We start from the raw sequence: 20,086 nt of genomic DNA, 5'->3' as shown, positions 1-20,086 counted from the left end.
TAGAAGGACAAATTTCCTTCATCCTTCTTTCATTACTGAACATTCAATTGAGCAATACAAACACTGCGAAAAAGTGCGCGACAGACCCACCTAACACAAACATATGCCAAACCGCATGGTGAAATTTAAACCCTCTCCATACGTAAAAAATCGCACCGACCGTGTATAAAATGCCACCGCTCACTAAATACACGACTCCTTCTTGTGATAAAGCAGAAACGAGCGGTTTCCATGCAAATACAATTAACCAGCCCATCACAACATAAATCATTGTCGATGTGTATAAAAAGCGATTGACGAAAAAGCATTTAAATACTGTTCCGATGAGGGCCAGCCCCCAGACGATGCCAAACAACGTCCAACCGATTGCCCCCTTCACTGCTAAAAATAAAAACGGTGTATACGTGCCTGCGATAAAAAAGTAAATGGACGAGTGGTCGAAAATTTCGAATACCCGTTTCCATCGTCCTTCTGGCAAGGCGTGTACGATTGTCGATGATAAATACAAAATCAACATGGTGCTCCCAAACAATGTAAAACTAACAATGTGCCAAGCGTTTCCGTGCATCGCAGCCATGACCGTCAAAATAATAAGCGCTGCGATGCTAAACACCGCACCAATTCCATGTGTAATCGCATGAACGATTTCTTCTTCTTTCGTAAATGTATGTGTAAAAGCCAATGGTTTCATTCCTTTCGTGAAAGACATTTTGTTTATTCTACCACATATACATACATATCGTACATTTTTATTCATTATTGTTTTTGTTCGCGATATAATGGGAAAAGAAAGGGGTGAGAACGATGCAAATACAGTTGGAAAGGCAACGAAAGACAAAAAAATGGCTCGTACCATCACTCATCGGAGTATTGTTCCTTGCGGTGATCGCATGTGTTGCCATTTCGATTTACGTCGGCTGGAATTTGACGCATAAAGAGCGAAAAGCGGTCGTTGAAACACCACAAGATTACGGAATGGTTTATCAAAATGTGACATTTACAAGCAAAGATGGGGGATTGAAGCTGAAAGGTTGGGTCATCGAACCGACGAAACAAGCGAAAATGACCGTTATTTTTTCACACGGTTATGGCGGCAACCGCTACGAACCAAACGTGCCGTTTTTACCAATTGCCAAAGCGCTAACAGACGAAGGGTATCGCGTCATCATGTTTGATTTTCGTGCCAGCGGTGAATCGGAAGGGGAGATGACAACGATTGGTGCGAAAGAAAAATACGATTTGCTCGGTGTCATCGATTACGCGAAACAACACTATTCCGAACCGATCGCTCTTTACGGGGTGTCGATGGGAGCGGCAACGTCGATTTTAGCAGCAAGTATGGATGAAGATGTTAAAGCGGTTATTGCTGACAGTGCGTTTAGCGATTTAGAAGGGTATTTGCGGACATATATGCCTGTATGGACGAACTTACCGAATGTTCCGTTTACGTACTTAATTATTACCCTTATTCCGATGATTACTGATTTAGATCCAGCGGAATCTGTTCCGATCAAAGCAGTTGATACGATTACGCCGCGTCCCATTTTATTCATTCATAGCAAAGCTGACCCGTCCATCCCATATGAAGAAAGTGTAAAAATGTATAACAAACATCCAGACGTATTTGAACTTTGGCTCACCGACAAAGCGAAACATGTGAAAAGTTTTGCGATGTATAAAGAGGAGTATATTCAGCGTATGTTAGCATTTTTAGAAAAATTGAAAAAATAAAATTCTGAATATTCATTGACTTCTGATAAAAAGATAGGTATGCTTGTAGTAAATTTGAAAATAGAGAGGGGAACAGGAACAGTAAAACAATTTCTATAATTTTTTATAAAACTCTATACATAAACAATAATTTTCATGGTGTTATTTATGTATAGAGAGGTGATTGCGATGAAGTATTACAGTATTGGCGAATTTGCCGAGTTTATCGGAAAAAGCCAACAAACGTTAAGAAATTGGGATAAAAAGATGTTTTAAAGCCTGCTTATGTTGCGCCATCAGGATTTAGGTATTATTCCGAGCAACAGCTTCATCAAGTGCTTGGGGTCAAAAAAGCGATTGTCCCTAAAAAAGTTATTGGCTATTGTCGAGTATCAAGCAGAAAACAAAAAGATGATTTAGAACATCAAGTCGAAGCGGTACGCACATATATGATTGCGAAAGGCTATTCGTTTGAAATCATCGAGGATATTGGAAGTGGAATCAATTACACGAAAAAAGGATTAAGTCGATTAATCGACATGATTTGTAATGGTGAAGTAGAAAAGGTTGTCGTTTTGTACAAAGACCGGTTGGTTCGCTTCGGATTTGAACTGATTGAACAAATTTGTAAACGTTATGGGGTAGACATTGAAATCATTGACCATACAGAAAAAACAGAAGAACAAGAACTTGTCGAAGATTTAGTCCAGCTTCTCACCGTTTTTAGCTGCAAACTTCAAGGGAAAAGAGCCAATCGAGCCAAGAAGATGATAAAGGAGTGGCTTGAGGATGATTCGGTCGATCAAAGTTAGGTTAGAGCCGAACAACAAGCATTTCCAATCTATTATTAGTGAAGAAAGTAAGCGGCAAATTATCGAGAAAGAAGGACGTTTGCCTGATGCTGTGATCGCTTGTGTAGGTGGTGGCAGTAATGCGATTGGTGCTTTTGCTCATTATATCGATGAACCGAGTGTGCGCTTAATCGGTGTCGAACCGGAGCGGGTCGCTACGCTCACAAAAGGTGTTCCCGCGGTCATTCATGGTTTTAAGTGTCTCGTTTTGCTTGATGAAGAAGGAAATCCACAACCAACATATTCTATTGCCGCGGGACTTGATTATCCGGGAATTGGGCCAGAACATAGTTTTTTAAAAACATCAGGTCGAGCAGAATATTATACGGTCACGAACGAGGAAGTGTTAGAAGCATTTCAAACGCTTTCAAAAACAGAAGGAATTATACCGGCTTTAGAGAGTGCTCATGCCGTTGCATATGCAATGAAATTGGCCCCGACGCTCAATTCTGATCAAATGATTATCGTCAACTTGTCGGGGCGTGGTGATAAAGATGTCGAGCAAGTGTTTCATATGTTGAGAAGTTAGCCAAAAAAAACGTCGTTCCGCGTGATAGGAACGACGTTTTTTTGTTAATTTGCCTTTTTTAACATGTGCAATTCTTCTTCTGTTCGTGCAATACGACCAAGCTGATAGTCGAGTCGTTCGTGAATGTAAGCGATATCCTGTTTTGTGGCCATTTCTCCTCGGATGTGAGCAATTTCATGCCGCATTGCATCTTGAATGCTACGTTGCTCTAGCTGGTTGTCTCGAATGGCTTTAATCATTGCTGTATTTTCCTTCATTTGCTCTTTCAACCAACGAATATCTTCTTCATGTCTATGAACGATTGCTTTTAATTCACCAATCTCTTGTTTCATTGTCTGAATCTCTTGTTTCATTGTCTGAATCTCTTGTTTCATCCATTGCATGTCTTCTGCTAAGTTTTGAACGAGGTTAACAAGTTGAAGGAGAAGTTGTTCTTGCACGCCTGATTCACCTACCTTTCATCCTAGAGGTATACGGCATTTCTAGTGAGGAGTATGAAGAGGAATTTGGTGAAATGCCTTCGCCGTCATCTTATCATAATTTGTCGAAATGGACAAACTATTTTTTATATATGTGTTGAATCGCTTATTTTGTCGTACGTGTAGCATACATGCGCTCTTTTGCAACTTGTAAAAGCTGTTGCAATTGCTCTCCTTCGACTGGATATGTCGCATAACCGACAAGAAAAGATACGGGGCTATTTCGTCTGATTCGTTCAATCATTGTAGACGGTTTTACAGCATTTTCGACAGCAATAATCAAGTATTCATCATTTGACCATTTAGCGATGATGTCGCTTTTTCGTGTTTCTTCGACTAAAAGTTGTTCAAATGCTGCTTTTTGTTGTGGTTGGCTATTTTGTTTCGTGCGGAGTAAATAAATGGTTAGACGACTATCCGGATCACGATCAACGAGCGCTGCGATTTTTTCAAATGTACTTGTAGCAAAGTCTTTGCTTTTTAACTGATATATTAAATCTTTGACGCACGTTTTTCGATCATAACGATTACCAAAATAAATACCTACAATGGTTTGGAACACATAAAAACCAACGACAACATATAATTCCGTTCCGTGTAATTGTGTTACATCAATCGTATCGCTCATAGCGATCGCTTCCGAAAATAATACAAGTTGACTAATGAATAAACCGATTGTTTTTCCTATATGTTTCTTAAACATACATCGTCACCTCTCTCCATATTATGAAACAATCGTGCTGTTAGGTTGGACAAATGGAGGAAAAATAAAAAAGGGCGAGACGATCGCCCTTTTACGTTAAAAGATGAAATGCGCTATAAAAACGATAATTGGTAATGTAATGAGTGTGCGAAGCAAGAAAATAACAACTAAATCTTTAAACGTAATTGGTAGTTTAGATGCGAGCAGCAATCCACCTACTTCAGACATATAAATAAGCTGTGTTACGGAAACGCAAGCAATGACGAAGCGAGTAAATTCACTTTCAATGCCGCTACCGATAATGGCAGGTAAAAACATGTCTGCAAAGCCAACAACCATCGTTTGTGCAGCAGCTGATGCTTCTGGTACTTGTAGGAGTGTCAAAAGTGGTACAAACGGTTTACCGAGCCATTCAAACACCGGCGTTGTTTCGGCAATAATTAATGCAACCGTTCCAATTGCCATGACGACAGGTAATACACCTAACCACATATCAATGACTGTTTGTATGCCGTTTTTTAATAGTTTCCCCATATCGCTATTGCGTTTAGCAGCGTCTGTTGCTTGTTTGAGTCCCCACTGAAAAGGTGTGTACCCAGCTGGTACTGTTTCATCCACTGGTACGTGATGTTCATGATAATACGTATCTGGTTTTTTAGATAATGGCGGGATACGCGGCATAATAATCGCTGCTACGAGACCGGCAACGACGATAGTAAAATAGTACGCTCCAAACATATGTTCAAGCTTCATATACGTAATGACGACAATGCTAAATGTAATCGAAACGACAGAGAAGGTTGTTCCGATCACCGCTGCTTCTCGCTTCGTATAAAAGCCGTCTTCATATTGCTTATTCGTTAACAACACGCCAATTGTTCCATCCCCTAACCAAGAAGCGATACAGTCGATAGATGAACGACCAGGTAATTTAAATACCGGACGCATAATTTTTGTTAAAAGTGCACCACACAATTCGAGTAAGCCGAAATCTAAAAGTAACGGCAAAAATAATCCTGCAAATAAAAAGACAGAAAACAAAATTGGAATTAAACTATATAACAACAAAGCACCTGTGTTTTCTGACCATACCCATTCCGGGCCAATCTTCCATAATGTCATCGCCCCTAAAATTGTACCAACGATACGGGCAACGACAAACAAGCCATTCACATCGAATAATCGACGAAGAAACGAGCTATTCATTATAAAAGAAGGTTGTGCTACTTTGGCGATAATTGTGCCAATCATTGCGATAAACATAACTAAAACAGAAATGGCTGGGATGACAGAAACAAAATTCCCTTCGACCCACTTTGCTAAAATGGCTACAGGAATAGTCATTTCATTTTTATAAGGGACAGGAATCATAAAAAGGAATACACCGATAAGTGATGGAACGAGAAATTTTAGTATGTCAGTAAGCTTGTGTGACTGAGTATGATTCATTTAAAAAACCACCTTTCCACTACATATTTTGAGAGCGGATACATAACATTACTACTATCGTAATATAAAAATAAAAATAGTCAATATAACAAAATGATTCAGAAATATAAATTATTTTGTATGGCTGTATAAATATAAAAGTGTGCACTTATATACATGCAAAATTATGAATTAATAACGATTTTAATATTGCAAAATAAGCAACATAAAGCATAATAAAACAAAATGGACATATAATCAATCATTTTTTTGTATAAACGTTCAAATTCGAAATTTTTTGTTTTTATAAGCACATCGATGCGTGTATTTTTTTTGTTTGTGCGATATGATAAGCAAAAACAAGCAAAGGAGGAATAACAGATGTGGCATTATGCAAAACCAGCCGTCGTTGTTAGTGAATGTCTCGGTTTTTCCCCTTGTCGGTATAACGGTGATCAACTAAACGATGAAGTGGTACATAAGCTCGCACCATTTGTGCAATTTATTCCTGTTTGTCCAGAAGTGCGCATCGGGCTTGGTACGCCGCGCGAGACGATTCGGCTCGTTCAAGATGGGGACCGTGTTCGGCTCGTTCAACCATCGACCGGAATGGATATAACCGAACGAATGAAAGAGTTTTCTGTTTCATTTTTGACGCAATTGTCGAATGTAGACGGATTTATTTTAAAAAGTCGGTCGCCATCATGTGGAATAAAAGACGTCAAAATATATCGTAGCGAACAAAAAGGACCTGCATCAGGAAAGGGGAGCGGGATGTTCGCGAAACATGTGTTACAAATGTTTGCACATAAAGCTGTGGAAGAAGAAGGTAGATTGACGAACTTTGTTATTCGAGAACATTTTTTGACGAAGTTATTTACGCTTGCTTTGTTTCGAGAGGTCAAAGAGTCAAAATCACACCACCGTCTCGTTGAATTTCATGCGGAGCATAAATATTTATTTATGGCTTATCACCAACAAAAATTGAAACAATTAGGCAACATTGTCGCGAATCGAGATCGTTTACCGATAGAAGAAGTATTTTTACATTATGAACAAACATTATATGAACTGTTTGCCCGTCGCTCACGCCGGAATTCAAACATAAATGTTTGTGAACATATGATCGGTTATTTTAAACATGAATTAAGCGGTGATGAAAAACGTTATGTCCATGAGTTGCTTGAAAAATATCGTGCAGAAAAGTTACCGCTAAGTAGTGTGGCAACAGTCATTCGTTCATGGGCGATTCGTTATCAAAATAAATATTTACTGAAACAACGATATTTTCAGCCTTATCCAGAACCATTGCTTGATGTGACGGACTCTGGAAAAGGGAGAGACTATTGAAAAAAGCGACAAAGGATTATCCTTGTCGCTTTTTCGTCATAGCATAATACACTGGGATACCAGATAGCGTCACAACAATCGATAAAAACGTATCTAACGGTACATGAAGTACTGTACTCATAATAATATATGCTGTGCCGACAATCGCAACGATTGGGGTAAATGGATAAAGTGGCACCCGATATAATGGTTCGCTAGATAAGGATGATTTTCGTAATAAAAATACCGCATAAAAGGCAAAGCCGTAAAATAAAAAGACGCTAAAAATAGCAATATCCGTTAAGCGATCTGCATTTCCAAGCAACATCATGACAATGGCAATGGCAATTTGCATCATTGTCGCAAAGACAGGGGTACGCCATGTTGGATGAATATGAGCCAAATATTTAGAAAAAGGAAACAAACCATCTGTTGCCATAGCAAATGGCATACGTGGAAATGTAAGTATTTTTCCATTTAAACAGCCGAAAATAGAAATTAAAATACCAATAGCAATAAATTTCCCACCGAATGCCCCAAATAAAATGGTCGCAGCTTCGCTTGCTGCATTCGGTCCAAGTGCAACAATTTCATCGGCACGAAGCACATGAAGCAATGCTACATTCACAGCCACGTAGGCAAACATGACGATAAGAATACCCGTGATAATCGCTTTTGGTAACGTTTTTGCTGGATTTTTCATTTCACCAGCAACAAATCCAACGTTCATCCATCCGTCATACGCCCACAATGTTGCCAAAACAGCAGCTCCCATACTGATCGTTTGGCTGTTTCCACTATCCATGTTGAAAATAGGTACATTCCCCTTTACTACTCCAAAGATAATAATAAGAAAAATAGGCAATAGTTTCGCCGCAGTTAACACACTTTGAACCATTCCACCAAACTGCGAACCAAGCATATTCACAACGGATAAAAACAAGACCGCAATGATTCCAATCCAAAGCTCACTTTCTTTTGGTAGAGCAAAAACACCTGCAAACAATGCACCAAAATACAACCCTAGTGCACCGATGACGGCAGGACCGTAAATGATTGTTTGCATCCATCCACATAAAAATCCCCAAAACCGTCCATACACTTTTTCGATATACACATACAATCCACCTGTTTCAGGAATTTTTGAACTTACTTCTGCAATCGTTAACCCACTTGCTAAAGTAATGATGCCGCCGATGATCCATGCGAGAAGAGCAAGTGTAGAATTTCCAGTTGAGTCGATGACGATCGCTGGTTTCATAAAAATGCCTGAACCAATGACTGTGCCGATGACGATGGCTGTGGCTGTAATAAAGCCGATGCTTCGTTTTAATTCTGTGTTCATCATGTTGTTCACCTCTCGAGGACAAATGTTTTTTTGTGTCGAACAATCGCTATTATAGCATGAGATGAAGAAAAAATTGTTTTTTTGAAAATTAAAACATTGACACGATAGAAGGAAATGAATAAGATAAAATTAAAGTTGGTTTAAAGAAACTTTTTTAACCTTAATCATCATTGTTTGCTTGTTCCACATGTCACAACATTTTTTGCTTATGCATATGATGGGCGGCAAACAAATTTTTTTGACTTTATTTTGCATTAAGGAAACTTTTATACCTTTATACAACTTTCGAGGAGGATGCATATGAAAAAGTGGATAGTTGTATGGACTGCTTTATTATTGTTGTTTGGGTGTGAAACGAAAGAACATAAAAAAGACGTCATCTATATTGTCGCTACGACAGGGCAAATTGCTGATCTAGTTGAACGTGTTGGAGGAGAGCATGTTCATGTAGAAGCATTGATGGGGCCAGGGGTAGATCCGCATTTGTATAAAGCGACACAAGGAGATATTCAAAAGCTAAGTCAAGCAGACGTCATTTTTTATAACGGTCTTCATTTAGAAGGAAAACTAGGGGAAATATTCTCTAAAATGTCAAAAACAAAAAAGGTTGTTCCAATCAGTGAAGCAATTCCAAAAGAAAAATTAATTGACGTAGATGGAGTATATGATCCGCATATATGGTTTGATCTTGATTTATGGAGTTATGCTGTTCGAACGGTAAAAGATGAGTTAAGTGCGATCGATCCGAAATATAAGCAAACTTACGAAGAGCGAGGAGAAGAATATATATCCGAACTGATGAAATTAAAAGAAGAAGCAAAACGAGAAATTAGTTCCATTCCAAAGCAGCAGCGCGTTTTAATTACAGCGCACGATGCCTTTCATTATTTTGGGCGCGCGTATGATATTGAGGTAGTTGGGTTGCAAGGATTAAGCACGGATGCAGAATACGGATTGAAAGATATACAAGAACTCGTTGACCTCATCGTTTCTCGAAATATTCAAGCGGTGTTTGTGGAAAGTAGTGTATCGAAAAAAGCGATCGAAGCAGTTGTCGAGGGAGCGAAACAGCGTGGACATCATGTCTCGATTGGTGGGGAGCTCTTTTCAGATGCGCTCGGCCGAAAAGGGACAGAAGAAGGGACATTCATTGGTATGTATCGTTACAACGTCAAAACGATTACACAAGCGTTGAAAGGGGAATGAAGATGAATCCGTTAGTTGTAGAACAAATGACAGTTGCATATGACCGGCAACTTGTATTAGAGGATGTGTCGTTTTTTATTCCCAAAGGAAAGTTAGTTGGGGTAATCGGCCCAAACGGGGCGGGAAAATCAACGTTAATGAAAGCGATGTTAAATTTTATTCCGCGTATGCACGGACATGTTTTTGTATACGGTCAACCATATGAAAAGCAACGCCATCTTGTTGGATATGTTCCACAACGAAATTCGGTCGATTGGGATTTTCCGACGAATGCGCTTGACGTCGTATTAATGGGGAGATACGGTCATATCGGATTATGGAAACGACCGAAAAAAGAAGACGTAGATATGGCTATGCAATGTTTAGATAAAGTCGGCATGTTGCCGTATGCAAAGCGGCAAATTAGCCAATTATCTGGTGGGCAGCAACAACGTGTATTTTTGGCGCGAGCGCTAGCACAAGACGCTTCCATTTATTTCATGGATGAACCGTTTGTTGGGGTAGATGCAGCAACAGAAAAAGCGATTGTCCAGCTGTTAAATGAATTAAAAACGCGTGGAAAAACAGTATTAGTCGTTCATCATGATTTGCAAACGGTACGGGATTATTTTGATTACGTTTTGCTGCTAAATAAGCGTGTCATTGCATTTGGAGAGACGGAAAGCGTATTTACGTATGATCATATTCAAAAAACGTATGGTGGAAAAGTGACTTTTCTTTCTTCCACACATATTGTGGGGTGAATAGGATGGATATTAATGTTCAATGGGTATTTACAAGCATGGCTTTGCTTGGATTAGCAAGCGGGATGATCGGAACGTTTGCCTTGCTAAAAAAACAAAGTTTAATAGGAGATGCGATGGCGCACGCTGCTCTTCCTGGTATTTGTATCGCGTTTCTTTTATATGGACAAAAATCGCTACTTCTTTTTCTTATTGGTGCTGCTTGTTCGGGATATATTGCGACGATATGCATTCAGTTTATTGTGAAACATACGCGTGTAAAAGAAGATGCCGCGATCGGTATTGTGTTGTCTGTATTTTTTGGTTTAGGCATTGTGCTATTGACATGGATTAATCAACATGAAGGCGGAAATCAAAGTGGAATTCACGACTTTTTGTTTGGAAAGGCAGCGTCATTGACTGGAAGCGATGTAAATGTGTTAACTGTAACAGCTGTAACGGTCATTATTATGATTCTCATTTTCTTTAAAGAGTTTAAAATCATTACATTTGACCGAGCGTTTGCGCAAGGAATTGGTATATCCGTATCGCTATTAAACGGTGTGCTCATGTTTTTAATCGTTTCCGTTGTTGTGATTGGTTTACAAGCAGTAGGCGTTGTGTTAATGTCCGCACTACTTATTACCCCTGCATTAGCTGCGAGATATTGGACAGAAAAACTTGAATGGATGACATTATTAGCCGGAGGATTTGGTGCTTTATCAGGTGTGGCCGGGGCATATATCAGTTTAATCGCCTATGCACCGACTGGTCCGCTTGTTATTATTTTTGCGACGATGCTGTTTATTTTTTCATTTTTATTTGCTCCGAAACGTGGTTTATGTAGCAAAATGATTCGGCGCCATATAGAAAGAAAAAAATTGCAATCTCAACAGCTCATGTATAAGCGAGGAGAGCAACTATGAGTTATACGATGTGGATTTTACTCACTGCATCTCTTGTCGGCATCAACTGCGGGTTAGTCGGTACATTTCTAGTGTTGCGAAAAATGTCAATGCTGTCCGATGCCATTAGCCATAGTGTGTTGCTCGGCATTGTTGGAGCGTATATGATCAGTCATCATCTCCAAGGTGTGTCTATGCTCGTTGGTGCATTAATTGTTGGATTGCTCACGACATTTCTCGTTCAATGGCTGCATCAAAAAGGGGTTCAAAATGATGCTGCAATCGGAGTTGTGTTTACATGTTTGTTTGCTATCGGTGTTGTCCTCATTTCTCTCTTTGCAGATCGTGTCCATTTAGATGTTGAACATGCATTAATGGGAGAGATTGCATTTGTGCCTTGGGATGTGCTTGAAGTCGGGGGCAAAAGCATCGGTCCGAAAGCGATTTGGTTGCTTGGATTTGTTTTAGCTATCAATATATTTTGCATCGTTTTTGCTTACAAAGAATTGAAAATTAGCTCATTTGATCATGAAATGGCAGTCACGCTCGGCATTCCGGTTGTATTGATTCATTATGTATTGATGGGAATGTTGTCATTAACGACCGTTGCATCATTTGATAGTGTTGGTGCCATTTTAGTAGTAGCGATGCTTATTGTACCAAGTGCCACGGCATACTTATGGACGGATCGGCTAAGTGTGATGCTTATATGCAGTGCTTTCATCGGTGTGTTAGCGTCAATGATCGGTTACACGATTGCAACGGTATTCAATGTATCTATTTCCGGAGCGATTGCTGTATCAACAGGTGTCATCTTTTTTATCTCTTTATGGATTGCGCCCAAATACGGACTATTACGAAAGTGGTTAAAAAAATCTCCTGCCTAGGCAGGAGATTAATCTTTTATTGATGAAAGAAACGTATCCACAATGCTCACATCATTTGTAATAAGAAAAGCAGGAAGTAATGCAATAATTGTCACAACCGTCGCATAAGAGACAATAATATTTTTCACTATTTTCACTGTGCTCACTTCCTTTTGAATTTATTTTCTTATTTTTCTGTCATTTTGTCAACTTCTTTTTATAAGCAAAATGTTTATAAGAAAATGGTATAATAAAAAAATAGTTGTTTGAAAGGGGGGATACGGTGCGAATACGAGATTGGGATCGGAATTTACGCATTCGTTTAATTGGAGAGTCATTGGTCGGGGTTACATTTTGGATGATATTTCCTTTTATCGCTATTTATTTTTCAGAGATGTTTGGTAAAGAAAAAACAGGTATATTACTTGTTATTTCGCAATTATTTTCCGTGATTGCTAATTTGCTTGGCGGGTATTTGGCTGATCGATTCGGAAGAAAAAAAATGATGGTGTTTGCTGCTTGTGGACAAGCGCTTGCTTTTTTGTTATTTGCATTGGTCAATTCTCCGCTATTTTCATCACCATTGATGGGTTTTATTTGTTTTGCTCTCGTAGGGGTATGCGGTTCACTTTATTGGCCTGCTAGCCAAGCGATGGTGGCTGATGTTGTTTCGGAAAAAGACCAAAGTAGTGTATTTGCTGTATTTTATACGGTCAATAACGTAATGGTTGTGATCGGTCCATTGCTTGGTGGCATATTTTATCCTGAGCATCGTTTTTTCCTATTTTTAATCGCGGGAACGTTTTGTGCTATCGTCGCTATTGTTCTTTCTATTTATTTAGAGGAAACCGCACCGATATGGGGAAAAACAACAGGAACGTGGTATATGTTTTTTGTGGAGCAATTAAACAATTACCGTCTCATTGCAAAAGACCGTACATTTCTTTTGTTTATTGTTGCCGGTATTCTCGTAGCACAAACGTTTATGCAACTTGATATTTTAATTCCTGTATATGTGAAAGACGTTGTGTCACAGCAAACGTTATTTTCCATCGGACAATGGTCCTTTTCGTTGAGCGGAGAGAAAGCGTTTAGTGTTCTTATTGCTGAAAATGGATTGCTTGTCGCTTTATTTACGGTAGCTGTGACGAAGTGGATGGAAAACTATAAAGAAAAATGGGTGTTTGTCTTTTCTTCACTCTTTTACGGAATCGCCATTTTTCTTTTTGGCCAAACAACATCGCTATGGATGATGATCTTTTTAATTGCTTTATTTACGCTCGCAGAACTGATGACAGTCGGCTTACAACAAACGTTTGTTGCTAAATTAGCACCTGAACATATGCGCGGACAATATTTTGCTGCAGCGAGCTTACGTTTTACGCTTGGGCGCATGATGGCACCGCTCGCTTTGACGTTGCCGTTTGCGTATCATTGGACGTTTTTTATCTTAATGTTACTTGCTGTATGTAGTGCATGGCTGTATGCGATCATGTTTCGAGCGATGGAGGAAAAACAAGCATGATTATTCTGGATGGTTTGCAAAAAAGAAAAAATGGGCGTATTGGGAAGCTGTGACGTTGTCGTTGACAAGGCGCACACCGTGATGTACATATATGGTGTGTAGCCCCTTCTTTTTCTCATATTTTCCCTTTTCTTCTCATACATATAATGATGTAAATATGAGAAAAAGAGGGGAAATACGTGTGAATGAACAAGGGGGATTACAAAAAGAAGAGATGACACGAAGCGAACGACGAAAACGAAAACGACCATTTGTTTTTGCATGTTTATTATTCGTTGTAAGCGCGTGTGTCGTCGGGGCATGGGGAATGGTGAAACGAGAGACGAATGAGCAAAAAGTAATCGAGCAATTCATCATCGCATTGCGTCAAGAAGATGTACATACGTTGCGTCAATTTATTGATGTACCATTAAATCATAAGTCGCTCTCACCGCTTTTTGCGTATTTGCGCCAACACCCAGAAGGCTATGACCGAATAAGGAAAGAGTTAGAGCGGCAAAAAGATGATCGAGTTTACATAAAAGGATTAACGTCAACTCCGCCGATTTTTTTAATGAAATTGTCGCAAGGAACATACAAATTTGAGCCCGCGTTATATCACGTCTATGTACAAACGAATGAGAAAGGGGCGCGTATTTTTATTAACAACGATTATGTTGGAGAAACGAATGTGCCGTTAACGAAAGTCGGGACATATGTTCCAGGCTTATACGAAGTGAAGATCGTTACTGATGAACACGAACGAACGGAAACAATATCGCTTTTCGGCGGTGAACGCATTCGAATGATCCGCCTTGATTTCAATTAAAAGGATGCAGCGATACGTTGCGTCTTTTTTTATGAACAATTGAAACATATTTTTTCGCTCGTACGTAATACAGTCAGCGTTTCCATTTAGTAAAAAATCATAGTAAAATAAAGGATCATAGACGATTGGAGGAAAACGATGAAACGATTCATTCGAACGATATGGCGATGGTTTGTGTCATGGAACGTTGGATTATTTAGTGCCCTCATTTCGTTGCTTGCATTTCGTTTGCCGTTTTTTATTTCATTTTTGATTGGTATAAGCATAGGGGTGATGTATTCACTTTATATGAAGAAAAAAGAAAAGAAAGATCAATTATACGATTTTAAGGACGAGCGATTGAAAGATGCGAAAAAAAAGGTTCGGAAAATAGGACAAAGTTTGTGGAGAATTCGTTCAGTTGCGATGTTTTCTAAACTTTCCCGTTTGTACTCCATCTGTCAAAAAATAATTGAAATTGTCGAAAAACAACCGGATCGTCTTGCTGTCGCACAACCGTTTTTTAACACAACGTTAGACTCTATTGTTACAATTATTGATAAATACATTTATTTAACGAAACAACCAGTAAAAAGTGAGGAGATTCGTCAGGCGATTCATGAAGCAGAGGAAGCGCTTAGTCTTGCGCTAACGAAAGCAGAAAACGAACTGTTGGACATGCTTGAAGAAGATTTGTTTGATTTAAAGACGGAAGTAAAACTTGTGAAACATACGATTGCATCAGAGGATCCCATTTCTTTACCAATAAAACATACAGTAACAATAACGGAGGAGAAAAAGCATGAGCAAAAACGATGAAATGCTTTGGACAAGTTCGATCGATTCGTTGCTTGCCAATCCATTTGGCGAAGTGACAGAAGTAAGGGACAAGCCATCATCTTCGCGTTTCATTGACCAATTAAAAGAAGAACATCGCCAAAAAGCGTTCGCACTTGCAGAACAAATTGATCCGCGCAATCATCAAGCTATTTTACAATATGGAGTAGCAGCACAAGCGGAGTTGTCACGCTTTTCACATTCGATTTTAAACCATGTGCAGAAAAAAGATGCCGGACCTGTTGGAGAAGTGATTCAAGAGCTAATGACAAAAATGAAAGAAGTAAACGTTGAAGATTTTGCAATGAACAAAAAAAGCTTTTTCGCGCGCATGTTTCAATCTGTCACACAGTCTGTGCAACATATTTTATCTAAATATCAAAAATTAGGTGTCGACATTGATCGGATTGCTGATCAACTTGAAAAACATCGCCAAATGTTATTTCGTGACATCATGATGTTAGAAACATTGTATGAAAAAAATAAAGAATACTTTGATGCCTTAAACATTTACATCGCTGCAGCTGAGTTGAAGCTCGAACAACTGCGAACAAAAACGATTCCAGAGCTAGAGAAAAAAGCGTTACAGTCACAAAATCAAATGGATGTGCAAGAAGTAAATGATATGATTCAATTTGCTGACCGACTTGAAAAACGCATTCATGATTTAAAATTAAGTCGGCAAATTACGATTCAAACGGCACCACAAATTCGGCTCATTCAACATGTCAATCAAACGTTAGTCGAGCGCATTCAATCGTCCATTTTGACAGCCATTCCGCTTTGGAAAAATCAACTTGTCATCGCACTAACGCTCCTTCGACAGAAGAAAGCGGTAGAAGCGCAAAAAGCGGTAACAAAAACGACGAATGAGCTGTTGTTGCGCAACTCAGAGATGTTAAAAATAAATACAATTGAAGCGGCAAAAGAAAATGAAGAAGGGCTTGTCAGCATCGAAACGTTAAAGAAGACGCAAGAAAATTTGTTAGAAACATTGGAAGAAACGTTAAAAATTCAACAAGAAGGTCGCATGAAGCGTCAGCGAGTAGAGCAAGAGCTGATCGAAATGGAAGAACAATTAAAACAACGACTACTTACGTTAAAAAGGGCTGAATAAAATCAGCTCTTTTTTATTGATTTTATATACCTATTAGGGTATGATGTGTAAGGGAGGTAAGACAATATGATTTATACAGTCATTGCTTTGTTCGTACTATATGCCTTGTATTATCGTTATGTACCTGTTCGTGGTGTCAAAGAGTTGACATCTTTATCATCATATGAACATGTGACGTTGCTTGATGTGCGTGACTACAATGAGAAAGACGAGATGAATGGAGCGCTTCGGATTCCGGTTGCGTACTTAAAACGTCATTATCAAGCCATTCCAAACCGTCAAGTGATCGTCATTGCAAAAAGCCATTTAGAGAAAAATGTCGCCATTCGATTGCTTAGACGTTATCATTTTTCTGTACAAGGATACTATATAAAGGAACATGAGCATGCAAATGCGTTAAAGATGGTAAAGTGTCACTAACTGTTCAAACTTTATGAAATGATTGTTTGGTATAATACGGTTACACGTACTTGTATATGGAGGGGATAGATGATGAGAAAAATTGTTATTGTTGGCGGTGTAGCTGGAGGGGCTTCTGCTGCGGCACGTTTGCGTCGGTTAAGCGAAAAAGATGAAATTATTATGTTTGAACGAGGTGAATATATTTCATTTGCAAACTGTGGGCTTCCGTACTACATTGGGGATGTGATTCAAGAGCGAAGCAAGCTACTTGTACAGACGGTTGATGGCATGTCCAAACGATTTCGCATTGATGTGCGCAATTTAAGCGAAGTCACAAGCATTAACCGTGAACGAAAAACGGTCACTGTAACAAATTTACGAACAAATGAACAGTATGAACAACCGTATGATGTTCTTATTTTGTCGCCAGGTGCTAAGCCGATCGTACCGCCAATTCCGGGGATTGATGAGGCAAAAGCGCTTTTTACGTTGCGTAATGTACCGGATACAGATCGTATTCGTTCGTTTGTTGATAACGAAAAACCGAAACGTGCCGTCGTCATCGGTGGGGGATTTATTGGTGTAGAAATGGCTGAAAACTTGACAGAGCGCGGGGTACATGTGACGCTTGTAGAAATGGCGAATCAAGTGATGGCACCGATTGATTACGAGATGGCAGCAATTGTGCACACACATATGAAAGAACACGGTGTCGATTTAATTTTAGAAGACGGTGTGCAATCGTTTGAAGACGAAGGTCGACGCGTCGTATTAAAAAGTGGTCGCACGATTGAAACAGATATGATCATTTTAGCCATTGGTGTTCAGCCGGAAAGCCAGTTAGCGAAAGAAGCAGGATTGGAACTTGGTTTTCGTGGTGCCATTAAAGTAAATGAACATTTACAAACGTCTGATCCAAATATTTTTGCAATCGGTGATGCGATTGAAGTAAAAAGCTTTATTCACGGATTTGAAACGTTCATTCCGCTTGCTTGGCCAGCAAACCGTCAAGGTCGACTAGTCGCTGACTACATTAACGGCCGCGATGTAAAGTACAGCGGAACGCTCGGTACGTCGATCGCTAAAATTTTTCATATGACAGTAGCAGCAACAGGATTGAACGAAAAAATACTAAAACATCACGGTGTTGATTATGAAGTCGTTCACGTTCATCCAATGAGCCATGCAAGCTATTATCCAGGTGCAACGCAAATGACATTAAAGTTAATTTTCGATCGTCAAGGTCGAATTTATGGAGCACAAGCGGTTGGACAAGATGGAGTCGACAAGCGCATTGATGTCATTGCAACGGCGATAAAAGGTGGATTAACTGTATACGATTTGCCTGATTTAGAGTTAGCCTATGCGCCTCCATTTTCATCAGCGAAAGATCCAGTCAATATGGCTGGATATGTAGCGTCAAACGTGCTAGATGGTATGGTTGAAACGGTACAATGGCATGAAATTGATGACATTGTCGCTAACGGCGGGGTGCTCATTGACGTTCGCACACCGAAAGAATTAGAGACAAGAGGGATGATTCCAGGAAGCATCAACATTCCACTTGATGATTTGCGTGACCGTCTTCATGAATTGCCGAAAGATCAAACGATTTATGTCACATGTCAAGTCGGTCTACGTGGATATTTAGCCACGCGCATTTTACAAGAACATGGTTTTCAAGCAAAAAATTTAGACGGCGGTTATAAACTGTATTCAAGTGTAAAATAAGGGGGATTGACATGTTTGAGAATATTTTACCAACACAAGCGGACGTATTGCGCCATGAAACAAATGTTGAAGTGCTAGACGTTCGTGAAGCACACGAAGTAGCGGCAGGAAAAATTCCAAACGCACGCCATATTCCGCTCGGCCAGCTGTTTGCTCGCTTAAACGAACTTGATCCGGATAAAACGTACATCGTCGTTTGCCATTCCGGTGGCCGAAGTGCATTAGCGTGCGAATGGCTAGCGGAACGCGGCTTCCATGTAAAAAACATGGTCGGTGGCATGATGAGTTGGGAAGGAGAAGTGGAGTAAGACTGGCGATGTGCCAGTCTTATTTTTTATGCATTTTTAATCGTTTTATTGTAAAATGAAAGACATGTATTGGAAGTAAGATATAAATGAAGGGGAATACGTATGTGGAAAAATAAAAATATTATGCTTATTTTCATAGGGGAGTTTATTGCGGGAATTGGCTTATGGCTTGGAATCATTGGGAATTTAGAATTTATGCAGAAACATATTCCTTCTGACTTTGTAAAGTCGCTTATTTTATTTTCTGGTTTGCTTGCTGGTGTAATTGTTAGTCCAATAGCAGGGAAATGGATTGATACATATAACAAAAAACATATTCTTCTATACGCTGGAATCGGTCGTGTAGGGAGCGTCCTTTTTATGTTGTTCGCTTTAAAATATGAATCTATTTTTCTTATGATTTGTTTTATGATCTCGATTCAAATGGCGGCAGCTTTTTATTTTCCAACGCTGCAAGCCATTATTCCACTTGCTGTAACGGATGAGAAGCAATTGATGACCGTCAATGGAATGCATATGAACATTTCTGCATTATCACGTATTGCTGGTACTGCCTTCGGTGGTGCGCTACTGATGATTACGAGTTTACAAACGTTATATATTGGGGCGATGATTGCATATATTTTACTATTTTCGCTTACGTTTTTTATTGATATAAAAGAAGAAAGGCGTGAAACAAAACACAATACAAAAGAAAAAGAGCGATTTACAGACATATTTCCAATCATTCGTGAACTCCCTATCGTTTATGTGGCGGTTGTTTTAACGATTGTGCCGCAGCTATTTATTGGCGGGTTTAATTTAATGGTCATCAATATTAGTGAATTGCAACATGACCCGTCAATTAAAGGATGGCTATACACCATTGAAGGAATCGGATTTTTGTTCGGGGCATTTTTCATTAAATATGCTGCTCATGAAAAAACGTATATAAAATGGATGTACGCATTAACATGTTTCATTGCTTCTGCGCAACTATCTCTACATTTTGCTCATATAACATGGGTTTCACTCGCTTCATTTGGATTGTTCGGCATATCCGTCGGTTGTTTTTTTCCAATGATTGCGACCATTTTTCAAACAAATGTTCCAAAGCGATACCACGGTCGATTTTTTTCATTTAAAAATATGTTTGATCGCGTGACGTTCCAAATTGTATTGTTAGCTTCGGGATTTTTGTTAGATACAATTGGATTAGAGAATATGGTCGTTTTGTTTGGATCTTTATCACTTTTGTTAATGATGTACACGATGTTTCGTAAAAAAGAAGAGTTAAAAAGCGAAGGAGCATAAATACCTTCGC

The 20,086-nt window shown here is 39.2% G+C and carries 20 protein-coding genes and 2 pseudogenes; 16 read left to right on the top strand and 6 right to left on the bottom strand.

Annotation, left to right across the window (positions count from 1 at the left end):
* Window positions 1-43: 43 nt before the first annotated feature.
* Complete coding sequence (gene trhA, locus JV16_RS10610; protein WP_021094161.1) at window positions 44-682, bottom strand: PAQR family membrane homeostasis protein TrhA; 639 nt, start codon at window positions 680-682, stop codon at window positions 44-46.
* 122 nt (window positions 683-804) lie between these two features.
* Between trhA and JV16_RS10605 the strand changes: the two genes are divergently transcribed.
* The 3 genes and pseudogenes from JV16_RS10605 to JV16_RS10595 all read left to right on the top strand — a co-directional run.
* Complete coding sequence (locus tag JV16_RS10605) at window positions 805-1,731, top strand: alpha/beta hydrolase (RefSeq protein ID WP_021094160.1); 927 nt, start codon at window positions 805-807, stop codon at window positions 1,729-1,731.
* 168 nt (window positions 1,732-1,899) lie between these two features.
* Window positions 1,900-2,522, top strand: a pseudogene (locus JV16_RS10600) (IS607 family transposase).
* 16 nt (window positions 2,523-2,538) lie between these two features.
* A pseudogene (locus JV16_RS10595) lies at window positions 2,539-3,090 on the top strand (pyridoxal-phosphate dependent enzyme); the annotation flags it as partial.
* Between the two features lie 44 nt (window positions 3,091-3,134).
* Here JV16_RS10595 and JV16_RS10590 read toward each other — a convergent pair.
* The 3 genes from JV16_RS10590 to JV16_RS10580 all read right to left on the bottom strand — a co-directional run bounded on the left by JV16_RS10590 (window position 3,135) and on the right by JV16_RS10580 (window position 5,721).
* Window positions 3,135-3,530 carry a hypothetical protein gene (locus JV16_RS10590; RefSeq protein WP_084220348.1) on the bottom strand — a complete coding sequence of 132 codons (396 nt, stop codon included), beginning with the start codon at window positions 3,528-3,530 and terminating at the stop codon, window positions 3,135-3,137.
* 145 nt (window positions 3,531-3,675) lie between these two features.
* Window positions 3,676-4,272 (bottom strand): nucleotidyl cyclase domain-containing protein, encoded by a 597-nt coding sequence (locus tag JV16_RS10585; RefSeq protein ID WP_021094156.1) that lies wholly within the window; start codon window positions 4,270-4,272, stop codon window positions 3,676-3,678.
* 96 nt (window positions 4,273-4,368) lie between these two features.
* Window positions 4,369-5,721, bottom strand: a complete 1,353-nt coding sequence (locus tag JV16_RS10580; protein WP_042535759.1) for a YjiH family protein — start codon at window positions 5,719-5,721, stop codon at window positions 4,369-4,371.
* A gap of 360 nt (window positions 5,722-6,081) precedes the next feature.
* Between JV16_RS10580 and JV16_RS10575 the strand changes: the two genes are divergently transcribed.
* The gene (locus JV16_RS10575) at window positions 6,082-7,050 is read left to right on the top strand and encodes a YbgA family protein (RefSeq protein WP_042535757.1); all 969 of its coding nucleotides are present in this window, start codon (window positions 6,082-6,084) and stop codon (window positions 7,048-7,050) included.
* Window positions 7,051-7,066: 16 nt separating this feature from the next.
* Here JV16_RS10575 and JV16_RS10570 read toward each other — a convergent pair whose 3' ends face one another.
* Window positions 7,067-8,377: an APC family permease gene (locus tag JV16_RS10570; RefSeq protein ID WP_042535755.1), complete on the bottom strand. Its 1,311-nt coding sequence runs from the start codon at window positions 8,375-8,377 to the stop codon at window positions 7,067-7,069.
* 300 nt (window positions 8,378-8,677) lie between these two features.
* Here JV16_RS10570 and JV16_RS10565 point away from each other — a divergent pair, with 300 nt between their 5' ends.
* The 4 genes from JV16_RS10565 to JV16_RS10550 are packed head-to-tail and all read left to right on the top strand — an operon-like array spanning window position 8,678 to window position 12,097.
* Window positions 8,678-9,583: a metal ABC transporter solute-binding protein, Zn/Mn family gene (locus tag JV16_RS10565; protein ID WP_042535754.1), complete on the top strand. Its 906-nt coding sequence runs from the start codon at window positions 8,678-8,680 to the stop codon at window positions 9,581-9,583.
* 2 nt (window positions 9,584-9,585) lie between these two features.
* The gene (locus JV16_RS10560) at window positions 9,586-10,326 is read left to right on the top strand and encodes a metal ABC transporter ATP-binding protein (protein ID WP_042535752.1); all 741 of its coding nucleotides are present in this window, start codon (window positions 9,586-9,588) and stop codon (window positions 10,324-10,326) included.
* 5 nt (window positions 10,327-10,331) lie between these two features.
* A complete protein-coding gene (locus JV16_RS10555; protein WP_042535750.1) occupies window positions 10,332-11,231 on the top strand; it encodes a metal ABC transporter permease in 900 nt (299 codons plus the stop codon).
* Window positions 11,228-12,097, top strand: coding sequence for a metal ABC transporter permease (locus JV16_RS10550; RefSeq protein WP_042535748.1), 870 nt, complete (start codon window positions 11,228-11,230; stop codon window positions 12,095-12,097). The genes JV16_RS10555 and JV16_RS10550 overlap by 4 nt, the downstream gene beginning before the upstream one ends.
* An 8-nt stretch (window positions 12,098-12,105) precedes the next feature.
* On the opposite strand, the gene JV16_RS16110 is transcribed toward JV16_RS10550, so the two are convergent.
* A complete protein-coding gene (locus JV16_RS16110; RefSeq protein WP_021094148.1) occupies window positions 12,106-12,234 on the bottom strand; it encodes a hypothetical protein in 129 nt (42 codons plus the stop codon).
* Between the two features lie 125 nt (window positions 12,235-12,359).
* On the opposite strand from JV16_RS16110, the gene JV16_RS10545 reads away from it, so the two are divergent.
* From JV16_RS10545 to JV16_RS10510, 8 genes are all read left to right on the top strand, one after another.
* Window positions 12,360-13,601: an MDR family MFS transporter gene (locus JV16_RS10545; protein WP_042535746.1), complete on the top strand. Its 1,242-nt coding sequence runs from the start codon at window positions 12,360-12,362 to the stop codon at window positions 13,599-13,601.
* Between the two features lie 181 nt (window positions 13,602-13,782).
* Window positions 13,783-14,409, top strand: coding sequence for a PEGA domain-containing protein (locus JV16_RS10540; RefSeq protein ID WP_042535744.1), 627 nt, complete (start codon window positions 13,783-13,785; stop codon window positions 14,407-14,409).
* Between the two features lie 138 nt (window positions 14,410-14,547).
* A complete protein-coding gene (locus JV16_RS10535) occupies window positions 14,548-15,207 on the top strand; it encodes a 5-bromo-4-chloroindolyl phosphate hydrolysis family protein (RefSeq protein ID WP_021094145.1) in 660 nt (219 codons plus the stop codon).
* Window positions 15,191-16,342, top strand: coding sequence for a toxic anion resistance protein (locus tag JV16_RS10530; protein ID WP_042535741.1), 1,152 nt, complete (start codon window positions 15,191-15,193; stop codon window positions 16,340-16,342). Before JV16_RS10535 ends, JV16_RS10530 begins: the two co-directional genes overlap by 17 nt.
* 66 nt (window positions 16,343-16,408) lie before the next feature.
* Complete coding sequence (locus tag JV16_RS10525) at window positions 16,409-16,762, top strand: rhodanese-like domain-containing protein (RefSeq protein ID WP_021094143.1); 354 nt, start codon at window positions 16,409-16,411, stop codon at window positions 16,760-16,762.
* Window positions 16,763-16,834: 72 nt separating this feature from the next.
* A complete protein-coding gene (cdr, locus tag JV16_RS10520) occupies window positions 16,835-18,475 on the top strand; it encodes a CoA-disulfide reductase (protein ID WP_042535740.1) in 1,641 nt (546 codons plus the stop codon).
* 11 nt (window positions 18,476-18,486) lie between these two features.
* Complete coding sequence (locus tag JV16_RS10515) at window positions 18,487-18,783, top strand: rhodanese-like domain-containing protein (protein WP_021094141.1); 297 nt, start codon at window positions 18,487-18,489, stop codon at window positions 18,781-18,783.
* A gap of 102 nt (window positions 18,784-18,885) precedes the next feature.
* A complete protein-coding gene (locus JV16_RS10510) occupies window positions 18,886-20,076 on the top strand; it encodes an MFS transporter (RefSeq protein WP_021094140.1) in 1,191 nt (396 codons plus the stop codon).
* Window positions 20,077-20,086 lie beyond the last annotated feature (10 nt).

This window comes from Anoxybacillus ayderensis (genome assembly GCF_000833605.1).
GTDB classification, from domain to species: domain Bacteria; phylum Bacillota; class Bacilli; order Bacillales; family Anoxybacillaceae; genus Anoxybacillus; species Anoxybacillus ayderensis.
Note: the sequence above shows the minus strand (reverse complement) of the source record. Positions and strands in the feature narration are given on the sequence as shown.

What these genes read in the sequence shown, in the direction of transcription:
- JV16_RS10605 (WP_021094160.1), top strand. Translation starts at nt 805, where the DNA reads ATGCAAATACAGTTGGAAAGGCAACGAAAGACAAAAAAATGGCTCGTA.
- JV16_RS10585 (WP_021094156.1), bottom strand. Translation starts at nt 4,272, where the DNA reads ATGTTTAAGAAACATATAGGAAAAACAATCGGTTTATTCATTAGTCAA.
- JV16_RS10580 (WP_042535759.1), bottom strand. Translation starts at nt 5,721, where the DNA reads ATGAATCATACTCAGTCACACAAGCTTACTGACATACTAAAATTTCTC.
- JV16_RS10575 (WP_042535757.1), top strand. Translation starts at nt 6,082, where the DNA reads ATGTGGCATTATGCAAAACCAGCCGTCGTTGTTAGTGAATGTCTCGGT.
- JV16_RS10570 (WP_042535755.1), bottom strand. Translation starts at nt 8,377, where the DNA reads ATGATGAACACAGAATTAAAACGAAGCATCGGCTTTATTACAGCCACA.
- JV16_RS10565 (WP_042535754.1), top strand. Translation starts at nt 8,678, where the DNA reads ATGAAAAAGTGGATAGTTGTATGGACTGCTTTATTATTGTTGTTTGGG.
- JV16_RS10560 (WP_042535752.1), top strand. Translation starts at nt 9,586, where the DNA reads ATGAATCCGTTAGTTGTAGAACAAATGACAGTTGCATATGACCGGCAA.
- JV16_RS10555 (WP_042535750.1), top strand. Translation starts at nt 10,332, where the DNA reads ATGGATATTAATGTTCAATGGGTATTTACAAGCATGGCTTTGCTTGGA.
- JV16_RS10550 (WP_042535748.1), top strand. Translation starts at nt 11,228, where the DNA reads ATGAGTTATACGATGTGGATTTTACTCACTGCATCTCTTGTCGGCATC.
- JV16_RS10535 (WP_021094145.1), top strand. Translation starts at nt 14,548, where the DNA reads ATGAAACGATTCATTCGAACGATATGGCGATGGTTTGTGTCATGGAAC.
- JV16_RS10530 (WP_042535741.1), top strand. Translation starts at nt 15,191, where the DNA reads ATGAGCAAAAACGATGAAATGCTTTGGACAAGTTCGATCGATTCGTTG.
- JV16_RS10525 (WP_021094143.1), top strand. Translation starts at nt 16,409, where the DNA reads ATGATTTATACAGTCATTGCTTTGTTCGTACTATATGCCTTGTATTAT.
- cdr (WP_042535740.1), top strand. Translation starts at nt 16,835, where the DNA reads ATGAGAAAAATTGTTATTGTTGGCGGTGTAGCTGGAGGGGCTTCTGCT.
- JV16_RS10515 (WP_021094141.1), top strand. Translation starts at nt 18,487, where the DNA reads ATGTTTGAGAATATTTTACCAACACAAGCGGACGTATTGCGCCATGAA.
- JV16_RS10510 (WP_021094140.1), top strand. Translation starts at nt 18,886, where the DNA reads ATGTGGAAAAATAAAAATATTATGCTTATTTTCATAGGGGAGTTTATT.